Consider the following 20,533-nt stretch of genomic DNA (forward strand, 5'->3'; position numbering starts at 1 on the left):
TCCTTCGGGACTGCGAGAGGGCGGCTCTGACCTGCACACTCGCGCTCAGGTCAGAGGGTGGCGCGTCAGTGCGCAGCAGGGTGGGGCAGAGTCGGGCTGAAAGGAAATCGCGGCGGTGCTGGTTCTCTCAGCGCGCCGGACAGATGGCGCTGGACATGCGGCCGAGGTCGACGTGCCGCCGACTCACCAAGGCAATTCCAGTTCCAGACATGACGGAAGCGTGTCACGGGACTTTGGACCCAGTCCAGCATCGTCCAGCATTCGGACGTAGTGGTCTCGCTTGTCGAGACAATGTGTTCTGGGTCACGCGAAAGGGGCCCTGACCAGGGCCCCTTTGCGGTGCTTCGACGGTACTCCGGACGCGCCTCAGGCGTGGGCGCCGGGCCACGGGCCGGGGGTCTCGGCCTCCTCGGCCTCCTCGACCTTGGTGTCGAAGAGCCGGAAGCCGCGCCGCTCGTAGTTGGCCATCGCGTGCGGGCCGTCGAGCGAGCAGGTGTGCAGCCACACCCGCTTCGTCTCCTCGCGGCCCGGCCAGCGCGCCGCCAGGTCCCAGGCCCGCTCCACTCCGTACGACAGGAGGTGTCCGCCGATCCGGCGGCCCCGGAAGGCGGGGATCAGGCCGAAGTAGACGATCTCCACCACGCCGTCGTCCTGGGGGTCCAGCTCCACGTACCCGGCCGGCGTCCCCTTCTCGTACGCCACCCAGATCTCGGCGCCCGGCTTCTCCACGATCTCCTGCCACTGCTTGTAGGTCAGCGACAGCCGGTCGGACCAGCGGATGTCGCCGCCGACCGCGGTGTAGAGGAAGCGGCTGAACTCCGCCGACGGCACCTCGGCCCGTCGGATCGTGACGTCGTCGCCCGCCGGCGGGGTCGCGGGGCGCAGGTCGGACGGCGAGGTCTGTTCGAGGGACCAGGTGGTGAGAGTGATGCTCATAGGCCCATCGCATCATGTGGAGCGCCGGATTCCCAGACCGGCCCGGCTCCCGGCCGTCCCCGCGGGCCACCGGACAGACGCCCGTCCGCATGCTGGACAGCTTCGGACGCCATGCGCCATCCGTCATGTGCCGGGCGTCGGCGTCGGCGTCGGGCCGACCGGGCCGACCGGGCCGGAACGAACGGAGGGCGGCGCCGTGAGTTCTTCGGCAGGCCCTAGGTGTTCGCCGCCGCCCGGCCCGCCCGGCCCGCCCGGACCGCCGGGGCCGTCGAGTGGGGGAGCAGGTCGGCGGGGAGCCGGGGGCGCAGGACCTCCACCGCCACTTCCTCGCGGAAGCGGTAGGGGCGGTGCGCGAGGACCCCGGCCAGGTTGCGGCGGACCCGGGACATCTCCGCGCGCACGGTGACCGTCCGGGTGCGGTCGCCGAAGACGTCGTCCGCCAGCTCCGCAGCCGTCCGCCCGTCGCGGTGGAGCGCGAGGACGTAGAGGAGCTCGGCGTGCCGGGGGCTGAGCTCCTGCTGCCAGCTGCCCGCCACCCCCGAGACGGCCACCGTCCAGCGGCGCGGCCGGCTGAGGTCGAGGACGACCCGGCTCGCCGCCTCCGCGCCGGGCTCCGCGGGCCGGGCCTCCTCCTCGACCCGCAGCAGCCAGCCGCCCGGCAGCGGCTCCACCGCGCACACGCCGAGCGACGGGAGCCACATCCGCCCGGCCCGGAAGGACTTGGGCAGCGCGATCCGGTCCACCGGCGCGAGCCCGGTCACGGCCGCCGTCCAGCCGTGGGAGTCCACGGCGACCGCACGGCCGCCCACCCGGCACAGGATCGGCGCGGCCACCGCCCGCAGCCGCTCGATCGACCCGCGGTGCCGCTCCCGCATCTCGGCCTCGGCGAGCTGCGCCACCGAGTCGACGAGCGCCAGCATCGCCGGGTGGAAGCTGGACGCGGGACCGCTGACGTCCAGGATGCCCAGGAGCCGCTGGTCCCGCGGGTCGTGCACGGGAGCGGCGGCGCAGGTCCAGTTGTGCAGCGACTGGACGTAGTGCTCGGCGGAGTGCACCTGGACCGCCCGGCCCATGGCGAGCGCCGTGCCGACCGCGTTGGTGCCGGTGGCGTGCTCGGACCAGGCCGCGCCCTCCTCCAGGCAGATGCCGCTCGCCCGCCGCAGTACCGAGGGGTTCCCCTGGCGCCACAGCACCCGGCCGTGCTCGTCGGTGACCACCATGATCTGGAGGGAGGCGTCGGCGATGCCGGCGAGCCCGCCGCTCAGCGTGTGCATGACGTCGGACAGGAGCGTGGTCCTGCGCCGCTCCTCCAGCTCGTCCCGCTGGAGCAGCACGCTGTCCGTGCTCTGGTCGGGGTCGAGACCGAGTCGGGCCATCCGCTGCCAGGACGCGTCGATCACGGCGCGGGGCGCGATCGGGGGCGTACGGCCCGCGAGGGTCTCCTCGCGCACCCGGTGCAGCAGTCTGGCGGCCTGGGCGGCGTCCATGGAGGCCAGTCGCCTCATGTCGAGCTGCGTGTTCTTCATCGGTCTCTCCCAGCCACCCGGGGTGCTGTATCGGTTCTGCACGGGGCAGATGTCCGGAGTGTCGGTGCCCATCGTGCCGTCCCGGGACGTCCCGCGAGGCCCGGTTCGCACAATCCTGCAACCCTTTGCAACTCTGGCGATCGACCGGCGCCGTGGGCGACGCTGGTGCGAGCGGTGGGTGGTGCCGTGTCGGCGCAGCACCACCCCCGCTTTTCCGCGCGTGCCGACCCTTCCGGGTCCACCCCTGGTACGCGCGGCCACACCTTTCCGCGGACGGCCCGTCAGACCGCCACCCGTGCCCGCTCCACGAGCGCGCGCAGGTCCAGCGTGTGCGGCAGCGTCCCGAACGCGGTGCCGCCGTCCCCGCCGAGGCGCCCGGCGCAGAACGCGTCCGCGACCTCCGGTGGCGCCCACCGGACGAGCAGCGAGGCCTGGAGGACCAGGGCCATCCGCTCGACGAGCCGGCGCGCCCGCGCCTCGATCCCCTCCAGGTCCGCCAGTTCGACGAGCAGGCCCCGGATCGCCCGGTCGAGCCGGTGGTCCGCGCCGCGCGCCGCCCCCACCTCCCGCAGGAAGGCGTCGAGCACGGCCGGCCCGGTGCGCAGCGCCCGCACCGCGTCGAGGGCCTGGACGTTCCCCGAGCCCTCCCAGACGGAGTTGAGCGGCGACTCCCGCAGCAGCCGGGGCAGGCCGGACTCCTCCACGTAGCCGTTGCCGCCCAGGCATTCGAGCGCCTCCGCCACCATCGGCGTACAGCGCTTCGTCACCCAGTACTTCGCCACCGGCACGGTCATACGGAGGAAGGCGCGCTCCTGCTCGGCGTCGCTGCCGCCGGCGTCGGCGGCGTCGTAGGCCGCCGCCAGACGCATGCCGAGGGCCGTGGCAGCCTCGGACTCCAGGGCGAGGTCGGCCAGGACGTTCCGCATCAGGGGCTTGTCGATCAGCGGGCCGCCGAACGCCTCGCGGTACGCACAGTGGTGCACGGCCTGCGCCACCGCCTGCCGCATGAGCGCCGCGGAGCCGAGGACGCAGTCGAGCCGGGTCGCCGCCACCATGTCCATGATCACGTGGATCCCGCGGCCCTCCTCGCCCACCCGGCGCGCCCACGTCGTCCCGTCGAACTCCACCTCGGCGGAGGCGTTCGACCGGTTGCCGAGCTTGTCCTTGAGCCGCTGGAGCGCGAACGCGTTGCGCGAGCCGTCCGCGAGCACCCGCGGCACCAGGAAGCAGGTCAGCCCCGCCGGCGCCTGCGCGAGCACCAGGAAGGCGTCCGACATCGGGGCCGAGCAGAACCACTTGTGGCCCGTCAGGACGTACTCCCCGTCGGCCGCCAGCGGCCGCGCCTCCGTCGTGTTCGCCCGTACGTCGCTGCCGCCCTGCTTCTCCGTCATCGCCATGCCGAGCAGCACGCCGGCCTTCTCCGCGACCGGCGCGAGCCCCCGCTCGTACACGTGCGACGTGGCCGCCGGCTCCCAGACCTCCGCGAGCTCCGGCTCGGCGCGCAGGGCGGGCACCGCGGCGTGCGTCATCGACAGCGGGCAGCCGTGCCCCGCCTCCGGCTGCGAGGCCACCAGGAACCCGGCGGCCCGCCGGACGTGACCACCCGGACGGCCCCACGCGTCCGTGAGTCCGGCGCCCACGGACCGGCCGAGGAGCCGGTGCCAGGCCGGATGGAACTCGACCTCGTCGATCCGGACGCCGTACCGGTCGTGGGTCCGCAGGCGCGGCGGGAAGGCGTTCGCCAGCTCTCCCCACTCCCGCACCTGCTCGGACCCGGACGCCCGGCCCAGCAGGACGAGCTCCTCGCGGGCCTGCGCGAGGAGCTCCGGCGCGAGGTGGCGTTCGACCGCCTCCACCAGCGCTCGATCGCTCGTGAAGACGTCGTATCCCACCAGGGGCGGAGCCTGGTTGGTCACTGTGTGGGTGCTCCCTGACATGCCGATACGGTAAGCAGGTGCAGGCAGCAAGCGAAACACCCGAACGGCCCGAGCGGCGGCCCTGGAGCAGGCTCCACCGCGCGCGCGTCCTCTACCGCAACGTCTCGAAGCGGAAGATGGTCTGGCTGCTCCTCAAGGACACCGTCAACTCGTGCATCGAGTACCGGATCCTCGGCCTGGCCGCCGAGGCCGCGTTCTTCACCCTGCTGTCGCTGCCGCCGCTCCTCCTCGGCCTCATCGCCGTCCTCGGATACGCCGACGACTGGACCAACACCGACACGGTCGCCAGCATCCGGGAGAACATCCTCCACGCGGCCGGCACGGTCCTGTCCGAGCGGGGCGTCCACGAGATCGCCGAACCCCTCCTCGACGACATCACCCAGGGCAAACGGCCCGACCTCATCTCCCTGGGCTTCGCCATCGCCCTCTGGTCCGGCTCGCGCGCGGTGAACGTCTTCATCGACACCATCACCGTCATGTACGGACTCGACGGGCACCGGGGCATCGTCAAGACCCGGCTCCTCGCCCTGCTCCTCTACATCGTGGCGCTGCTCATCGGAGCCGTCGTGCTGCCCCTCGCGGTCGTCGGCCCCGACCGGGTCGTCGAGCTCGTCCCCTGGGGCACGGAGGTCGTCGCCGTCCTCTACTGGCCGGCCGTCACCCTGCTCTCGGTCGCCTTCCTCACCACGCTCTACCACGTGTCCGTGCCCGTCAGATCGCCGTGGATCGAGGACATCCCCGGCGCCCTCGTCGCGCTCGCCATGTGGACCCTGGGCAGCTTCCTGCTGCGGATCTACCTCACCAGCCAGGTCGAGGGCCCCACCATCTACGGCTCCCTCGCCGCCCCCATCGCCGTCCTCCTCTGGATCGGCATCTCGGCCTTCGCCGTGCTCGTCGGCGCCGCCGTGAACGCCGCCATCGACCGCGTCTGGCCCTCCGTCGCCACCGCCGCCGCCCGCGAGGCCAACGAACGGGCCCGCGCCCTCCAGGCCGCCGAACTCGTCGCCCGCGTCCGCGCCGAGGCGGACGACGTCGACGAGGACGACCCGGACATGCCCTCCGAGTTCCCCGAGCGCTGGTCCAAGTTCCTCCCCCCGGACGACGTGAAGTCCCGCCTGCACTCCGGCTGGGAGAAGGACTGACGCCCGTCGGGCTCCAGGCCGTCCCTTCCGGACCTCGCCGGGCTCGCGGCGTGATCCGAAGGAAACGGCCTAGGCTCGAAGGATGTACGAGGAGCGCCCCGCCCTGCTCGACGGAGCCGTCCTGTGGACCCGGACCGCCGGGTCCGCCGTGCGGGGCACCCGGTCCGCGCCGTCCGTCCTGCCCGACGGCTGCATGGACCTGATCTGGGCCGACGGACACCTGCTCGTCGCCGGACCCGACACACGCGCGTACGTGCCGGGGGAGACCGCCGGACGCTTCGCCGGGATCCGCTTCGCGCCCGGGGACGCGCCCGCCTTCCTCGGCGTACCCGCCCACGAACTCCGCGACCGCCGGGTCGCCCTCGGCGCGCTGTGGGGCGAGGCCCGGGCGCGGCGGCTCGGCGAACGCGTCACGGAGGCCCCCGATCCGGCCGCCGCCCTCGATGCGCTCGTCCTGCGCCGCGCCGCCGACGGTCCCGCCCCCGACCCGCTGCTCCGGGCCGTCGCCGCGCACCTCGCGGCCGGCCGCCCGGTGGCCGAGACCGCCGACGCGGTCGGAATCGGCGCCCGGCAGCTGCACCGGCGCTCCCTCGACGCCTTCGGTTACGGCCCCAAGACCCTCGCGCGCGTCCTCCGGCTCCAGCGGGCCCTCGCCCTGGTCAGGGCCGGAGTGCCCTATGCGGAGGCGGCCCTCCGCTCCGGCTGCGCCGACCAGGCCCATCTCGCCCGCGAGACCCGGGCCCTGGCCGGCACCACCCTCGGTGCCTACGCCCGCTCGGTCGCCGCGTCCGCGAACAGCGAGACCTCGGAGCCGTCCGGGTCGAGCACCACCGCGTAACGCTGGCCCCACACCGCGTCCCAGGGCTTCAGATGCCCCCGGTACCCGGCCGTGACCAGCTCCTCGTACACGGCGTCCACCTCCTCGGGCGCCCCGCACCGGAACGCGAGCTCGATCCGGTGTCCACCCGTCGGCCGGGTCCACCCCGGGTCGAACGAGCGCACGACGTCCTCCGTGTCCCAGGCGATCCGCAGCCCGCCCGGCAGCACCGCCTCCGCATGCGGCGCCGACTCGGCCCCGGCCGGCACCTCCAGGCCGAGCCGGCGGTAGAAGGCGAGCGACGCGGCCATGTCCGAGACGACGAGGCCGACGAGGTCGAGACGGGGGGTGACCCGGGGGGCAGTGTCCATGCCCCGCACGCTAGGCGGCCCACGGCGCCACGGTCTTGTACGAATCGGACGCGGAACGAGCGGCCGCGCCGCCGGACGCCCGGGGCCTCGCCGGAATCCGGTCCGGAAAAACCCGTGGCGCGCGCCGGACCGCTCCGGCTACGGTGGATGCCGTACAAGATCGCGAAAGACACACACAGGAGGTGTGACCGATGGCTGTCATCACGAAGGGCCTCGCCCACACGCGGATGTTCCTCCACACCACCTCCGCGGCCACCGGCTGACCTCACTCTGCTCGTCTTTCCGCCGGGGCCGCCCCTTGAAGGGTCCCCCTTGTCTTTCTCGCTTTCCCGCGACTTCTCCTCTTCTTCCTCCCTGCTCGACGCCCACGGCTGGGACTCCGGCTGGGCCGCCGACTTCGCGCCCTACGCCGCCCAGGGACTCGTCCCCGGGCGGGTCATCCGTGTCGACCGGGGCCAGTGCGACGTCGCCACCCCCGACGGGGTCGTGCGCGCCGACACGGCGTTCGTGACGCCGCACGACCCGCTCCGGGTCGTCTGCACCGGCGACTGGGCCGCCGTCGACCCCGAAGGGGCGAGCGACCCGCGCTACGTACGGGCGTGCCTGCCGCGCCGTACGGCCTTCGCGCGCTCCACCTCGTCCAAGCGGTCCGAGGGCCAGATCCTCGCGGCCAACGTCGACCACGCCGTCATCACCGTCTCGCTCGCGGTCGAACTCGACCTCGGCCGGATCGAGCGCTTCCTCGCCCTGGCGTGGGAGTCCGGCGCCCAGCCGACGATCGTCCTCAGCAAGGCGGACCTCGTGCCCGACCCCGTCGGGCTGTCCTACCTCGTCGAGGACGTGGAGACGATCGCCCCCGGCGTCCGGGTGCTGCCCGTCAGCTCGACGACGGGAGAGGGCCTCGACGCGCTGGCCGCGACCGTCGCCGGCGGCACGACCGTGCTCCTCGGCGTCTCCGGCGCCGGGAAGTCGACCCTCGCCAACGTGCTCGTCGGCCACGACGTCATGACGGTCCAGGCCGCCCGTGACGTCGACGGCAAGGGCCGCCACACCACCACCACCCGCAACCTCTTCGTCCTGCCGGGCGGGGGAGTCCTCATCGACACCCCCGGACTGCGCGGCGTCGGCCTCTGGGACGCCGAGACCGGCGTCGGCCAGGTCTTCTCGGAGATCGAGGACCTGGCCGGGAACTGCCGCTTCCCCGACTGCGCCCACGAGGCGGAGCCGGGCTGCGCGGTCCTCGCCGCGATCGACGACGGCACCCTGCCCGTGCGCCGGCTGGAGAGCTTCCGCAAGCTCCTGCGCGAGAACCAGCGTCTCGTGGCCAAGACCGACGCCCGCCTGCGCAACGAGATCCGCAAGGACTGGAAGCGCAAGGGCGACGCGGGCCGCGCCGCCATGGAGTTCAAGCGCAGCGGGCGCGTGCGGTAGCGCGTACGCACGGGGGCCGCGGTCGTACGGCCCCGGCCCAGCGCGTACGCACGGGGGCGTGCTCGTACGGCCCCGGCAGGCGACGTACGCACCGGGCCGCGGTCGTACGGCTGCCCGGGAGTGCCCCGCGTGCGGAGTGGTGGTCGTACGGCCGCCCGGGGAGCGTGGTGTCCGAAAACCGCGAGCCCCGGTCGCCGGCCGGCCGCACACTGGGAGGCGTGAGGGACGACGACACCCGCTACGAGGCGGTCAGCAGCAGGGACGCGCGGTTCGACGGAGAGTTCTTCTTCGCGGTCCGGACCACCGGGATCTACTGCCGGCCCAGCTGCCCCGCCGTCACGCCCAAACGGCAGAACGTCTCGTTCTTCCCGACGGCCGCCGCGGCCCAGGGCCACGGCTTCCGGGCCTGCCGCCGCTGCCGGCCGGACGCCGTGCCCGGCTCGGCCGCGTGGAACGTGCGGGCCGACGTCGTCGGGCGCGCCATGCGGATGATCGGCGACGGCGTCGTCGACCGCGAGGGCGTGCCCGGCCTCGCCGGTCGCCTCGGCTACAGCACCCGCCAGGTGCAGCGCCAGCTGACCGCCGAGCTCGGTGCCGGGCCCGTCGCCCTCGCCCGCGCCCAGCGGGCGCACACCGCGCGGCTGCTGCTCCAGACCACGGGACTGCCCGTCACGGAGATCGCCTTCGCGGCCGGATTCGCCAGCGTCCGCCAGTTCAACGACACCATCCGCGCGGTCTACGCCCGCACCCCGACCGCGCTGCGCGCCGAAGCGGGCACCGGCGCGGGAGCCCGCACCGCGCTCGCCGCCGGGGTGCCGCTGCGGCTCGCCCACCGGGGGCCGTACGCGGCCGGCGAGGTCTTCGACCTGCTGGCGGCCGAGGCGGTGCCCCGCGTCGAGGAGGTCGTCGGCGCGCCGGGCGCCCGCACCTACCGCCGCACGCTCCGCCTCCCGTACGGCACCGGCGTCGTCTCCGTCGACGAGCGCTCCGCGGGCCGCTGGCTCGACGCCCGCATCCACCTCACCGAGCTGCGCGACCTCACCACCGCCGTGCACCGGCTGCGCCGCCTCTTCGACCTGGACGCCGACCCCTACGCGGTCGCCGAACGCCTCGGGGCAGCCCCCGGGCTCGCCGCCGTGGTGGCGGCCCGGCCCGGCGTGCGCTCCCCGGGCACGGCCGAGCCCGAGGAGTTCGCCCTGCGGACGGTCCTCGGGCCCGAGGAGTCGGCCCGGATCGTCGTGCCGCACGGCACGCCGCTGGTCGAGGCCTGCGGCACCCTCACCCACGTCTTCCCCGCACCGGCCGCCCTGACGGGCCACCCCGTCGCGGGGCCGCTCGCCCGCGCCCTCGCCGACGGGACCGTGCGCCTCGACCCCGGCGCCGACCGCGACGACGCCGAGCGGGCCCTGCGCGCCGTCCCCGGCGTCACGGCCGGGGCCGCCGCGCTGATCCGGATGCGCGCCCTCGGCGACCCGGACGTGCCCCCGGCGGACGGCCCGGACGCGGAGGAGTGGCGGCCGTGGCGCTCGTACGCGGCCCGCTACCTCGGGGAACCGCCCCGAGCCGTGGCACACGGAACCGGGTCCCGACCTTCCTAGCCGGGCTCCTCAAGCCCCCAGCTGTGGATCCGGCGCGGATGGATCCGGATGACCTCCTCGCTGAAGTGCGGGCCGAGCTCGTGCGGGCCCACGAGGAGTTCCGCTTCACCGCGGATCTCGACGCCGCGCACCCGCCAGGGACGGACACTCGCCAGGTCGTCGACGACCAGCGCCACCTTCGGGTTCTCCCGCAGGTTGCGCCACTTCTTCGTACGGCCCATCGCGAGCCCGCCGACCAGGACGGTGCCGTCGTCCTGCGGGAAGAACCCCACCGGATTGGCCTGTGGCTGGCCGGACGGGTCGACGGTCGCCATCCGGCCGAGCCGCCGGCCCTCCGTGAGATAGGCGAGCTCCGCCTCGCTGAAACCCTCGAAATCCCTCATACGCCCAGCATCGCGCTTCGGGGCCCCCGGCGGATCGGCGGCGGGACGGGTCCGGACTCCGCCCTCCGCCCTAGGTCCTGTCCGGAACATCCCCCGGCCGGGATCGTCAGCCCCAGATGACCGCGCACGCCCAGGCGCCCACGATCAGCAGGCAGGAGAAGAGCTCGACGAGGACGCTCGTGCCGGCCGCGCGCATGACGGTCCGGGTGGCCGCGCGGGCCTGGCCGTGGCCGCCGAGGCGGAGCCGTTCGGCGAGGTAGATGCCGCCGACGAAGCCGGGGACGGCGCCGACCACGGGGATCAGGACGAAGCCCAGGAGCGCGCCGACCCCGGCGTACGCCACGATCCGGCGGGTGATGCCGACACCCCGGAAGCGGCGTGGTGGCAGCTGCCAGACGATCACCTGGGTGAGGAGCAGCAGGCCGGTCGAGGAGACGAGCAGGATCCAGGCGAGGCTCGTCCGCTCGTGGAGCGACCACCAGAGCATCGCCGCCCACACCAGCCACGTCCCCGGCACGCCGGGGGCCAGTACCCCGAACAGACCGAGCAGCATCACCGTCGCGATCATCAGGAGCTGCCACACACCCACGTTGCCCAGGGTGCAGGACGGAACGGGTTTCCGCAGGTCGCGTCGGGCGGACGGGGGACCGAAGGGGGGACACCCGGCCCTGGGGTGTCCTGCCGGTGCCGGTGCCGGTGCCGGTCAGGCCGCGAGGGGCAGTGCCGCGGCCACCAGGTCGCGCTCCTTGCGGCCGAGCAGCGGGAAGAGGATCTTCAGCCCGTCCCCGCCCGCGGCAGGGGAGACGACGAAGGAGGAGTTGACGAACCGTTCCTTGATCTCCGAGCGGACGAGGCCCGCGCGCGCGACGGTGAGGACGTGCTCCACCGGCTTGGCGAACACCGGGTCCGCCCGGTGGACGAGGAGCCGGCGGTCGGTCATCGTCAGGTACATCGGCACGGGCGTCGGTATCACCGCCATCGAGCCGCCGGACGCGAGCGCGGAGGCCACCGCGAACGCCGCCGTCCGCCGCACGGAGACGCTGCTCAGGTTCACGACGCACGTCACCTCGACCCGCTCCCCGGGCTCCAGGAGGGGGTGGACGGTGGCGAGCAGGGCGCGACGGCGCCTTCCGTTCATGGGGGTACTCCTGAGGTGAGCGCGGAGGCGAATCCTGAGGTGAATCCGGGGTGGTCGCCGGGGTGACCGCGGACACGAATGCGGAACCGGCCGCTCACCTTCCCATACGGCCGGACGTCAGCCGCGGGCCACCCACCCCTTCTCGTACGCGTGCCAGCCCAGCTGGAGCCGGGTGGTCACCCCGCTCAGCTCCATCAGCCCCTTCACCCGGCGCTGGACGGTCCGCAGCCCCAGGTCCAGCTGCTTGGCCACGCTCGCGTCGGTCATCCCGGCGAGCAGCAGCGACAGGATCTCCAGGTCCATGCCGTCAGGACCGGGCGCCTCGTCTTCGATGATCTGCGCGCCGGCCCCGAGACGCAGCGGCAGGGCCTCCCGCCACACCGACTCGAAGAGGCCCATGAGCGATTCGAGGAGCCCGCTCGCGTGCACGACGATGGCCGCGGGTTCGGCGCCCCGGCCGGTCAGCGGGACCATGGCCAGGGACCGGTCGGCGACCACCAGCTTGGTGGGGACGCGGTCGGCGACGCGGATCAGTTCGTCGCGGCCGAGCGCCGCGGAGAGTTCCAGCAGGCCGGACGGCAGGGTGAGGACCTCGCGCTCGATCACCACCCGGTAGCGGACGCCCCGCCCGGCGGCCTGCTCCTCGGCGTCGTTCTCCATGCCGGTGACCGCGATCGGCTTGCCGGTGACGAGGGCGCAGACCTCCTCCGTCGCGCCCAGCTGGAGCTGGAGGAAGCGGTGGGTGACCGCGCTGGCGCCGGTCACCACCTCCACCAGGTCGTGCACGGCGACGGCCTCGGCCTCGGCGCGGTACTCCTCGGCGAGCAGCGCCGCCGCCAGTTCGGCCTGCTCCAGCTCGTGGCGCTGCTGGGTGAGCAGCGCGCCGAGAGCCACCCCGGGCGGCGCCGCGACCCACCGTCCGGTGCGGGCCGAGGACTGGGCGGCGAGCCCCTGAGACTCGAGTCGGCGCAGGGCCCGCTCGGTGTCCTGTTCGGGCAGGGCGAGCCGGTGCGCGAGATCGGTGACCTCGGCGGCGCCCAGCGCCACCAGGGCCCGGTACGCGGACTCCTGGCGCTCGTCGAGTCCTATCGCTCCCAGCATGGATGCCCCACCCCTCGCCGTGCGTCCGGTGGGCGTTCCCGATCTTTCCGGGACGTTCACCGGAGGCATTCGTTCCGTTGGTGACCTGGCGGGAAACGGCCACGGCGCATTCCCGCCTCGCCCATCATCCCTGCACCGCCCTCACCTCTGCCAATGTGGCGCCACCGCAGCACCAACAGCCTTCGGAGAAGGGCTTTTTGCGCCCTTTTTCCGAATTCAGATGGGGAGAGCGATGCGCCCGATTTCGCGTACGGCCCTGGGGGCGGCGACCGCCGCCGTCCTGGCCGTCACCGCGGTCGCGCCGTCCATGGCCGACGCGCCGCAGGACGACACGACCGGCAAGCGACCGCTGGTCGGCAGCGAGGCCGCGGCCCGCGCCGGCAAGGGCACCGGCGGCCGAGCCGCCACGGTGACCCTCGTCACCGGAGACCGCGTCCTGGTCACCCGTGACGCCCAGGGCGACCCGGCGGCCACCGTCCTCCCGCGTGAGGACGGCACCGTCCCCCTCGTCCAGACCCGCCGCTCCGGCCAGGACCTGTACGTCTACCCCGAGGACGCCGCCGACGCGCTCGCCGCCGGACGCGTCGACGAAGAGCTCTTCAACGTCACCGGCCTCGTCCGCCAGGGCTACGACGACGCGGCCACCACCACGCTGCCCCTCATCGCGGTCTACGGCTCCGACCTCGCCCGCTCCGTCCCCGCCGCCCCGCGCGGCGCGCGGCGCGGCCAGGTCCTCAAGGCCGTCGACGGCGTCGCCCTCACGGCCGAGAAGAAGCAGGCCGCCGTCTTCTGGGCCGAGATCAAGGCCCCCGGCGCCCGCTCCGCCGCCGGACTGAAGAAGCTCTGGCTCGACCGCAAGGTCGAGGCCACCCTGGAGCAGTCGACGAAGCAGGTCCACGCCCCCGAGGCCTGGGCCGACGGCTACGACGGCACGGGCACCAAGGTCGCCGTCCTCGACACCGGCGCCGACGCCGAACACCCCGACCTCAAGGGCCGCATCGCCGCCTCGGAGAACTTCACCGACTCCGAGACCACCGACGACCGCCAGGGCCACGGCACCCACACCATCTCCACCGTCGGCGGCTCCGGCGCCGCGAGCGGCGGCAGGAAGAAGGGCGTCGCCCCCGGCGCCGCGCTCCTCAACGGCAAGGTCCTCAACGACTCCGGCTCCGGCGCCGCCTCCTGGATCATCGCCGGCATGGAGTGGGCCGTCGCCCAGGGCGCCGACGTCGTCTCCATGAGCCTCGGCAGCCCCGTACCCACCGACTGCACCGACCCGATGAGCGTCGCCGCCGAGGAACTCGCCCGGAACAAGGGCACGTTGTTCGTCATCGCCGCCGGCAACTCGGGTCCGACGCTCAACACGGTCTCCTCGCCCGGCTGCGCGCCCGGTGTGCTCACCGTCGGCGCCACCGACCGCGACGACTCCACCGCGTGGTTCTCCAGCCGCGGCCCGACGATCGTGAACCACACCCTCAAGCCCGAGTTGGCCGCGCCCGGCGTCGGCATCTCCGCCGCCGCGGCCGGCGGCCGGGGCGTGTCCGCCTACCAGTCCATGTCCGGTACGTCGATGGCGACCCCGCACGTCGCGGGCGCCGCCGCCATCGTCAAGCAGCGCCACCCCGACTGGACCGCCCAGCAGGTCAAGGCTGCCCTCGTCTCCTCCGCCGACAGCGACCTCCCCGGCGACGTCCGCGAGGTCGGCGGCGGCCGCCTCGACGTCAAGGCCGCCATCGACCAGACGGTCCTCGGCGCCCCCGCCGTCCAGGGCGGCACCTTCGCCTGGCCGCAGGACAGGAGCGACCGCACCACGGTCTCCGTGCCGTACACCAACACCTCCGACGCCCCCGTCACCCTGCGGCTGGCCGTCGAGAAGGTCACCGGCAACGACGGCTCCGCCGTCCTCCCCCGGACTTCGTCCGGGGGGACCCCCACGGCCGTCGCCCGCCTCGGCGCGCGCACCGTCACCGTCCCGGCCGGCGCCACCGTCCAGGTCCCCCTCGCACTCGACCCCGACGCCCGCCTGGAGCGCGCCCAGTACGGAGACGTCACCGGCCGCGTCCTCGCCACCGGCCCCGGCGGCATCCACGTCTCCACCCCGTTCTCGCTCTACGTGGAGCCCGAAACGGTCACCCTGCGCGTCAAGTTGATCGACCGTCAGGGCAAGCCGGCGACCGGCGCGTCCTCCCTCGACGTCATCGGCACCGACGACGCGAGCGGCGAGCGCCGCTTCAACGACGGGGCCGCCGACCAGGTCTACCGCCTGCGCCCCGGAAGCTACTTCCTCTCCTCCTTCGTCACCACGCCCGACGCGGGCGAGAACGCCCGGCTGACCGACTCGCTCAGCTACCTCGGCCGCCCGCAGCTGGAGCTGAAGAAGGACACCACCGTCGTCCTCGACGCCCGGGACGCCCACAAGCTGTCGGTGAAGACCGACAAGGCCACCGAACTCCGCGGCGCCACCCTGGCGTTCGCCCGCTCCTGGGACGGCTTCTGGCTGCACGCCGGGACCGCCTCCGGCCCGCGCACCATCCGCGGCTACTACGCCTCGGTCGAAGGCCGGGCCGACGAGGGCGACTTCGAGTTCGGCAGCTACTGGCGGGCCGCCGCCCCGCAGATCACCTCGCTGCGCACCGCCGACGGCCTGACCCTGCACCCGCTCACGGCCTCCATCGCCTCCGACAACCTGGACGGCACCGGCTCCGCCCGCCTCGTCGACGCCGGGACCGGCACCCCCGACGAGCTCAAGGCCGCCGGCGTCCAGGGCCGCGTCGCCCTCGTCCGGCTGCCGGACGACTCCACCGCCGCGGGCACCCTCGCCCGCAACGCCAAGGCCGCCGGCGCCGTCGCCGTCGTCACCCACCACGCGGCCCCCGGCCGCTGGTACCCGAGCGGCGGCTTCACCGGACTCGGCCTGCCGGTACTCTCCGTCCCGGCCGACGAGGCGACCGCACTCCTCGGCAGGCTGGCCGCCGGCGAGGTCACCCTCGCCTGGAACGCCACCGCGAAGAGCCCGTACCTCTACAACCTCGCGTTCCCCGAGACCGGAGCGATCCGCGACGAGAAGGCGTACCGCGTCCGCGACGGCGAGCTCGGCCGCACGGACTCCACCTACGGATCCGCGGGCATCGCCACCGACTTCATGGACTTCCCGGCGGCGCGCCGCCCCGACGGCGTCCGCGTCGGCTTCGGCTCGCTGGAGACGGTCCCCGCGCCCGGCACCCGCACCGAGTACTACTCGGCCGGCGACACGACCTGGGAACCGATGGTCGGCAGCAGCTTCCCGTTCGGGGAGATCATGGTCGCCACCCCGCACGCCTACACCCCCGGCGAGAAGCGCGCCGAGAAGTGGTACGACGGCGTCATCGCCCCCACGGCCCCGCGCGACACGACCGGCGCGCCGGTCCTCGTCGCCGAGCGCCAGGGCAACCTCATCGGCTTCGCCGACGCCATGTGGGGCGACCGCACCCACTACGCCGTGCCGGGCTCCTTCGGCGACATCGGAAACGTCCGGCTCAGCCGCGACGGCGAGGTCATCGGCGAGAGCAGCTGGCCGTTCGGCGTCTTCGAGGTACCGGCCGAAGCCGGGGCGTACACCCTCGAACAGAACACGATGAAGATCGGCAGCAAGGTGTGGGCCCGCTCCACGTCCGTCAACTCGGTATGGAAATTCACCTCCGAGCTTGACGAGACGGTCTATTCTCAGGGCATCCCGATTCTCTTCCCCCGGTACGACCTTCCGGAGGACGGACTCAAGACCCTCGCCGCGACCGACGGCCAGCAGATCGGCCTCACCGCGACGGGTCACGCGGGCTACACTCCCGCAGCGCTCACCTCGGCCAGGCTTTCGTACTCCTACGACGGGGGCACGACCTGGACCGAAGCGCGGGTCTCTCAGCAGGGCGGCGGCTGGACCGCGACCGTGAACCACGCGGGCGCGACCGGCAAGCAGGTCACACTGAGGACCGAACTGACGGACGCCAACGGCAACTCCGTCACCCAGACCGTGATCCGCGCTTACGACGTGCGCTGATCACGCCGGTCCGCCGGGCGTCCTTCCCGTGGGGGGTGGGGCCGCCCGGCGGACCACCCATGTGCGGACCACCCATTTGCAGCAGCGGTTTTCCCGATGTCCCGTTTTCGGGCGCCGCGAGCGGTGGACAATAAGGGCATGACTCAGCAGGGGGACCACTGGTGGGACAAGCTCTACGACGACGCGGCGCCGGACACGGCCCCGACGGTCTCGGGTGACACGCTCGACGACCACTTCGACACGGCGCCCCGCGCCGCACCCGGCCCACCAGGCCGGACACCACCGCCGCCACCGGAGCCGGCGCCGCTCCCGGGCCCGGCGCCGTCCACGCACGGCGTGCTCCCGGCCCTGCCTCCTCCGGTACCCGGCCGGGCGCCCTGGGAGGTGCCCGAAGCGGGGCCGCGGACCTTCCCGGCGCCGCCGCCACCCGCCGACCCGCCCGTCGAGACCCCCACCGTCCAGGTGCCGGTGCCGCCGGAACCGACGGCCGGGGAGCGGGCGTCCGACACCTGGACCGACACCGACACCGACGCCTGGACCGACGCCGGGACGGACACCGACGCCGGCCCCGACACCGCGGCCGGGCGCGACTCCGACCTCACCGTCGAGGTCTCCGTGCCCGTGGACCTGCCCCGGCCGCGGACCGGCTTCGTCGGCAGCAGACCGCCCACCTACGAGGCCGAGCCCACCGCCCTGCCCGTCGCCCGGCCCGGCGAACTCGCCGATCTCGTCCCCGACACCGTCCTCGACGGCGCCCGCTACGGCACCTGCACGCTGCGCGCCGCCTCCGTCCGCGGCGACTCCGCCCGCTACCGGGGCGAGCCCCGCCGCGACGCCCTGCTCACCGCCCGCTTCGGCCACGACGAGACCGCGCTCGTCCTCGTCGCCGTCGCCGCAGGCTCCCGCGCCGCCGAGGACGCCCACCTGGCCGCCGCCGACGCCTGCCACTGGATCGCCGAGGCCGTCTGCCGCAGCCACGCCCGGCTCTCCGAGGACATCAGGTCGGGCCGCCGCGGCGACCTCAAGTCCGGTCTGCACCGGCTCACCGACCGCACGTACGGCAAGCTCAGGGCGCGCGCCGCCGAACGGGGCCTCGCTCCCGACGAGTACACCGCGACCCTGCGCTGCCTGCTCCTGCCGGCCGACCCCGAGTGCCGCACCCGGGTCTTCTTCGGCATCGGCGGCGGCGGCCTCTTCCGGCTCCGCGACGGCGCCTGGCAGGACCTCGAACCGCTCCTGCCCGAACCGGTCGCCGTCGGCGCACCCGTCCTCGGCTTCGGGTCACCGCCGCCGGTCGCGGAGGCGACCGAGGAGGGCGACCGGCTCACCATGGACCTCGGCATCACGACCGCGCCCGGGCCGGTCATAGAGGAGCCGGTACCGCCGCCGCCCGAGCCGTTCCGCTTCCGCGCCTCCGTCGCCCGCCCCGGCGACACCCTGCTCCTCGCCTCACCGGGTCTGGCCGAGCCGATGCGCGGCGAACCCGCCCTCGCGCACGCCCTCGCGGACCGCTGGACGGACCGGGAACCCCCCGGCCTCGCCGCGTTCCTGGCCGACACCCAGCTGAGGGTGACCGGCTACGCCGACGACCGCACGGGGGCCGCCGTCTGGGAGGCGTAACGCGCCGGGCCGTGTGTTGATGGAGCCATGGCCAAACAGAACGTGGCGGAGCAGTTCGTCGACATCCTCGTGCGCGCCGGCGTCAGGCGCATGTACGGAGTGGTGGGCGACAGTCTGAACCCGGTCGTCGACGCCATCCGCCGCACCCCGGAGCTCGACTGGATCCAGGTGCGCCACGAGGAGGTGGCGGCCTTCGCCGCGGGCGCCGAGGCCCAGATCACCGGGGGCCTCGCCGCCTGCGCGGGCTCCTGCGGACCGGGCAACCTGCACCTGATCAACGGCCTGTACGACGCCCACCGCTCCATGGCCCCGGTGCTCGCCCTCGCCTCGCACATCCCGTCGAGCGAGATCGGCCTGGGCTACTTCCAGGAGACCCACCCCGACCAGCTGTTCCGTGAGTGCAGCCACTACAGCGAGCTCATCTCCAACCCGCGCCAGATGCCCCGGCTGCTCCACACGGCGATCCAGCACGCCGTCGGACGCGGCGGCGTCAGCGTCGTCTCACTGCCCGGCGACATCGCCTCCCAGCCGGCCCCCGAGAAGACGGCGGAGACCGCGCTCGTCACCACCCGGCCCACCGTCCGTCCGGGGGACGACGAGATCGACGCGCTGGTACGGATGATCGACGCGTCCGAACGGGTGACGCTCTTCTGCGGCAGCGGCACCGCCGGCGCGCACGCCGAGGTGATGCAGTTCGCCGAGCGGATCAAGTCGCCCGTCGGCCACGCCCTGCGCGGCAAGGAGTGGATCCAGTACGACAACCCGTACGACGTCGGCATGAGCGGACTGCTCGGATACGGCGCCGCCTACGAGGCCACCCACGAGTGCGACCTGCTGATCCTGCTCGGCACCGACTTCCCGTACAACGCCTTCCTGCCCGACGACGTCAGGGTCGTGCAGGTGGACGTCCGGCCCGAGCGCCTCGGCCGCCGCTCGCGGCTCGACCTCGCCGTCTGGGGCGACGTGCGGGAGACCCTGCGCTGCGTCGTCCCGCGCGTCCGCGCCAAGACCGACCGGCGCTTCCTGGACAAGATGCTGAAGAAGCACGCCGACGCGCTGGAGGGCGTGGTCAAGGCGTACACCCGCAAGGTCGAGAAGCACGTCCCCGTCCACCCCGAGTACGTCGCCTCGGTGATCGACGAACTCGCCGACGACGACGCCGTCTTCACCGTCGACACCGGCATGTGCAACGTCTGGGCGGCCCGCTACCTCTCACCCAACGGGCGCCGCAGGATCATCGGTTCGTTCACCCACGGCTCCATGGCGAACGCGCTGCCGCAGGCCATCGGCGCCCAGTTCACCGACCGGAACCGGCAGGTCGTCTCGCTCTCCGGCGACGGCGGGTTCTCCATGCTGATGGGCGACTTCCTCACCCTGGTCCAGTACGACCTGCCGGTGAAGGTGGTCGTGTTCGACAACTCCTCGCTCGGCATGGTGGAGCTGGAGATGCTCGTCTCCGGCATCCCCTCGTACGGGACGACGAACAAGAACCCGGACTTCGCCGCCATCGCCCGGGCCGCCGGGGCGTACGGCGTCCGGGTCGAGAAGCCCAAGCAGCTGGCGAGCGCCCTCAGGGACGCCTTCAGGCACAAGGGCCCTGCCCTGGTCGACGTCGTCACCGACCCCAACGCGCTCTCCATCCCGCCGAAGATCAGCGCCGACATGGTGACCGGCTTCGCCCTCTCCGCCAGCAAGATCGTCCTCGACGGCGGAGTGGGCCGGATGCTGCAGATGGCCCGCTCCAACCTCCGGAACGTGCCCCGCCCCTGAGGGAATGCGGGCGCCCCGGCGGGGCATGCATCCCCGTGAGCCTGTTCGACGACTGTGGGTGGGGGTTATGGCCGGGGAGGCGCGACAGCCGACTCAACTGCTCAGGAAGGTGGGAGGCGCGGATCTCACCGCGGTGCCGGAGGTACGACATGCCTTGCGGGAAATGCTGCGGAAGTGGGGCGGACCGGGCGCCTCCGACGTGGCCGAACTGCTCACCAGCGAACTGGTGACCAACGCCCTGGTGCACACCGGCCACGGGGCCGTCGTCACGGCGACGGTCGTGCCCGAGCAGCTCAGGGTCGAGGTCCGGGACTTCGTCCCCGGCCTGGAGACGCCGCCCGCACCGCCCGCCGACGACGGTACGCACGGCAGGGGACTCGTCCTCGTCCAGGCCCTGGCCGACTCGTGGGGGGTCGAGGACAGCGGCGTGGGCAAGGTGGTGTGGTTCGAACTGAACGGTGGGGCCGCCTGAGAGGCGGCCCCACCGGTCTTACGGGTGCTCCACGATCCGTGCTCAGCCGAACTGCTGCTCCAGGTCCTTGAGCTTGCGCTCCAGGGAGTCGAGCCGGGGCAGCGTCTGGGTATCGTCCTCGGCGGTGAGGTCCACCGTCCGGGAGTCGCCCGTGCGGGACTCAGCGCCCCTCACGGCTTGCAGGGAGGGCCGGGGTCGAAGCGGCAGCTGTCCGGGGTCCGCTATGGCGGGCTCCCGCGCGGCGGGCGGCGCGGCCCG

At 73.7% G+C, this 20,533-nt stretch carries 17 protein-coding genes and 1 pseudogene; 8 read left to right on the plus strand and 10 right to left on the minus strand.

Annotated features, from left to right (window positions below; all coding sequences use genetic code 11):
- Nucleotides 1-127: 127 nt before the first annotated feature.
- The 4 genes from ACFCY7_RS04545 to ACFCY7_RS04560 all read right to left on the minus strand — a co-directional run bounded on the left by ACFCY7_RS04545 (nt 128) and on the right by ACFCY7_RS04560 (nt 4,399).
- Entirely contained in the window at nt 128-211 is an 84-nt protein-coding gene (locus ACFCY7_RS04545; protein WP_310591794.1) for a putative leader peptide, read from the minus strand.
- A gap of 155 nt (nt 212-366) precedes the next feature.
- Nucleotides 367-936 carry a GNAT family N-acetyltransferase gene (locus tag ACFCY7_RS04550; RefSeq protein WP_376481243.1) on the minus strand — a complete coding sequence of 190 codons (570 nt, stop codon included), beginning with the start codon at nt 934-936 and terminating at the stop codon, nt 367-369.
- A gap of 215 nt (nt 937-1,151) precedes the next feature.
- Nucleotides 1,152-2,462 carry a GAF domain-containing protein gene (locus tag ACFCY7_RS04555; protein WP_376481245.1) on the minus strand — a complete coding sequence of 437 codons (1,311 nt, stop codon included), beginning with the start codon at nt 2,460-2,462 and terminating at the stop codon, nt 1,152-1,154.
- Nucleotides 2,463-2,743: 281 nt separating this feature from the next.
- A complete protein-coding gene (locus ACFCY7_RS04560; RefSeq protein ID WP_376481247.1) occupies nt 2,744-4,399 on the minus strand; it encodes an acyl-CoA dehydrogenase family protein in 1,656 nt (551 codons plus the stop codon).
- A 17-nt stretch (nt 4,400-4,416) separates the two neighbouring features.
- On the opposite strand from ACFCY7_RS04560, the gene ACFCY7_RS04565 reads away from it, so the two are divergent.
- Both ACFCY7_RS04565 and ACFCY7_RS04570 read left to right on the plus strand, forming a co-directional pair.
- Nucleotides 4,417-5,541, plus strand: coding sequence for a YihY/virulence factor BrkB family protein (locus tag ACFCY7_RS04565; protein WP_376481249.1), 1,125 nt, complete (start codon nt 4,417-4,419; stop codon nt 5,539-5,541).
- An 82-nt stretch (nt 5,542-5,623) separates the two neighbouring features.
- The gene (locus ACFCY7_RS04570; protein ID WP_376481250.1) at nt 5,624-6,379 is read left to right on the plus strand and encodes a helix-turn-helix domain-containing protein; all 756 of its coding nucleotides are present in this window, start codon (nt 5,624-5,626) and stop codon (nt 6,377-6,379) included.
- Here the strand turns inward: ACFCY7_RS04570 and ACFCY7_RS04575 are convergent.
- Entirely contained in the window at nt 6,307-6,729 is a 423-nt protein-coding gene (locus ACFCY7_RS04575) for a VOC family protein (protein ID WP_376481252.1), read from the minus strand. The two genes, ACFCY7_RS04570 and ACFCY7_RS04575, sit on opposite strands and share 73 nt — an antisense overlap.
- Nucleotides 6,730-7,041: 312 nt before the next feature.
- Between ACFCY7_RS04575 and rsgA the strand changes: the two genes are divergently transcribed.
- Both rsgA and ACFCY7_RS04585 read left to right on the plus strand, forming a co-directional pair.
- A complete protein-coding gene (gene rsgA / locus ACFCY7_RS04580) occupies nt 7,042-8,160 on the plus strand; it encodes a ribosome small subunit-dependent GTPase A (protein WP_376481254.1) in 1,119 nt (372 codons plus the stop codon).
- 218 nt (nt 8,161-8,378) lie between these two features.
- A complete protein-coding gene (locus ACFCY7_RS04585) occupies nt 8,379-9,758 on the plus strand; it encodes a DNA-3-methyladenine glycosylase 2 family protein (RefSeq protein ID WP_376481256.1) in 1,380 nt (459 codons plus the stop codon).
- On the opposite strand, the gene ACFCY7_RS04590 is transcribed toward ACFCY7_RS04585, so the two are convergent.
- The 4 genes from ACFCY7_RS04590 to ACFCY7_RS04605 form a co-directional block, all read right to left on the minus strand.
- Nucleotides 9,755-10,141, minus strand: coding sequence for a PPOX class F420-dependent oxidoreductase (locus tag ACFCY7_RS04590; protein WP_017238264.1), 387 nt, complete (start codon nt 10,139-10,141; stop codon nt 9,755-9,757). The genes ACFCY7_RS04585 and ACFCY7_RS04590 overlap by 4 nt on opposite strands.
- A gap of 106 nt (nt 10,142-10,247) precedes the next feature.
- Nucleotides 10,248-10,730: a DUF456 domain-containing protein gene (locus ACFCY7_RS04595; RefSeq protein WP_376481258.1), complete on the minus strand. Its 483-nt coding sequence runs from the start codon at nt 10,728-10,730 to the stop codon at nt 10,248-10,250.
- A 114-nt stretch (nt 10,731-10,844) separates the two neighbouring features.
- On the minus strand, nt 10,845-11,279 hold the full coding sequence (locus ACFCY7_RS04600) for a hypothetical protein (protein WP_376481260.1): 435 nt from the start codon (nt 11,277-11,279) through the stop codon (nt 10,845-10,847).
- A gap of 117 nt (nt 11,280-11,396) precedes the next feature.
- A complete protein-coding gene (locus tag ACFCY7_RS04605; RefSeq protein WP_376481261.1) occupies nt 11,397-12,380 on the minus strand; it encodes a helix-turn-helix domain-containing protein in 984 nt (327 codons plus the stop codon).
- A gap of 232 nt (nt 12,381-12,612) precedes the next feature.
- On the opposite strand from ACFCY7_RS04605, the gene ACFCY7_RS04610 reads away from it, so the two are divergent.
- From ACFCY7_RS04610 to ACFCY7_RS04625, 4 genes are all read left to right on the plus strand, one after another.
- On the plus strand, nt 12,613-16,413 hold the full coding sequence (locus tag ACFCY7_RS04610) for a S8 family serine peptidase (protein ID WP_376481262.1): 3,801 nt from the start codon (nt 12,613-12,615) through the stop codon (nt 16,411-16,413).
- A gap of 138 nt (nt 16,414-16,551) precedes the next feature.
- Nucleotides 16,552-18,033 carry a protein phosphatase 2C domain-containing protein gene (locus ACFCY7_RS04615; RefSeq protein ID WP_376481264.1) on the plus strand — a complete coding sequence of 494 codons (1,482 nt, stop codon included), beginning with the start codon at nt 16,552-16,554 and terminating at the stop codon, nt 18,031-18,033.
- Nucleotides 18,034-18,060: 27 nt separating this feature from the next.
- Nucleotides 18,061-19,803, plus strand: a complete 1,743-nt coding sequence (locus ACFCY7_RS04620) for a pyruvate dehydrogenase (protein WP_376481265.1) — start codon at nt 18,061-18,063, stop codon at nt 19,801-19,803.
- Between the two features lie 67 nt (nt 19,804-19,870).
- Nucleotides 19,871-20,275 carry an ATP-binding protein gene (locus tag ACFCY7_RS04625; RefSeq protein WP_376481266.1) on the plus strand — a complete coding sequence of 135 codons (405 nt, stop codon included), beginning with the start codon at nt 19,871-19,873 and terminating at the stop codon, nt 20,273-20,275.
- Between the two features lie 42 nt (nt 20,276-20,317).
- On the opposite strand, the pseudogene ACFCY7_RS04630 reads toward ACFCY7_RS04625, so the two are convergent.
- A pseudogene (locus tag ACFCY7_RS04630) lies at nt 20,318-20,533 on the minus strand (hypothetical protein); the annotation flags it as partial.

This window comes from Streptomyces sp. NPDC056361, assembly GCF_042262805.1.
GTDB lineage: Bacteria > Actinomycetota > Actinomycetes > Streptomycetales > Streptomycetaceae > Streptomyces.

What these genes read in the sequence shown, in the direction of transcription:
- ACFCY7_RS04605 (WP_376481261.1), bottom strand. Translation starts at nt 12,380, where the DNA reads ATGCTGGGAGCGATAGGACTCGACGAGCGCCAGGAGTCCGCGTACCGG.
- ACFCY7_RS04620 (WP_376481265.1), top strand. Translation starts at nt 18,061, where the DNA reads ATGGCCAAACAGAACGTGGCGGAGCAGTTCGTCGACATCCTCGTGCGC.
- ACFCY7_RS04625 (WP_376481266.1), top strand. Translation starts at nt 19,871, where the DNA reads ATGGCCGGGGAGGCGCGACAGCCGACTCAACTGCTCAGGAAGGTGGGA.
- ACFCY7_RS04610 (WP_376481262.1), top strand. Translation starts at nt 12,613, where the DNA reads ATGCGCCCGATTTCGCGTACGGCCCTGGGGGCGGCGACCGCCGCCGTC.
- ACFCY7_RS04570 (WP_376481250.1), top strand. Translation starts at nt 5,624, where the DNA reads ATGTACGAGGAGCGCCCCGCCCTGCTCGACGGAGCCGTCCTGTGGACC.
- ACFCY7_RS04615 (WP_376481264.1), top strand. Translation starts at nt 16,552, where the DNA reads ATGACTCAGCAGGGGGACCACTGGTGGGACAAGCTCTACGACGACGCG.
- ACFCY7_RS04590 (WP_017238264.1), bottom strand. Translation starts at nt 10,141, where the DNA reads ATGAGGGATTTCGAGGGTTTCAGCGAGGCGGAGCTCGCCTATCTCACG.
- ACFCY7_RS04600 (WP_376481260.1), bottom strand. Translation starts at nt 11,279, where the DNA reads ATGAACGGAAGGCGCCGTCGCGCCCTGCTCGCCACCGTCCACCCCCTC.
- ACFCY7_RS04575 (WP_376481252.1), bottom strand. Translation starts at nt 6,729, where the DNA reads ATGGACACTGCCCCCCGGGTCACCCCCCGTCTCGACCTCGTCGGCCTC.
- ACFCY7_RS04560 (WP_376481247.1), bottom strand. Translation starts at nt 4,399, where the DNA reads ATGTCAGGGAGCACCCACACAGTGACCAACCAGGCTCCGCCCCTGGTG.
- ACFCY7_RS04550 (WP_376481243.1), bottom strand. Translation starts at nt 936, where the DNA reads ATGAGCATCACTCTCACCACCTGGTCCCTCGAACAGACCTCGCCGTCC.
- ACFCY7_RS04555 (WP_376481245.1), bottom strand. Translation starts at nt 2,462, where the DNA reads ATGAAGAACACGCAGCTCGACATGAGGCGACTGGCCTCCATGGACGCC.
- ACFCY7_RS04545 (WP_310591794.1), bottom strand. Translation starts at nt 211, where the DNA reads ATGTCTGGAACTGGAATTGCCTTGGTGAGTCGGCGGCACGTCGACCTC.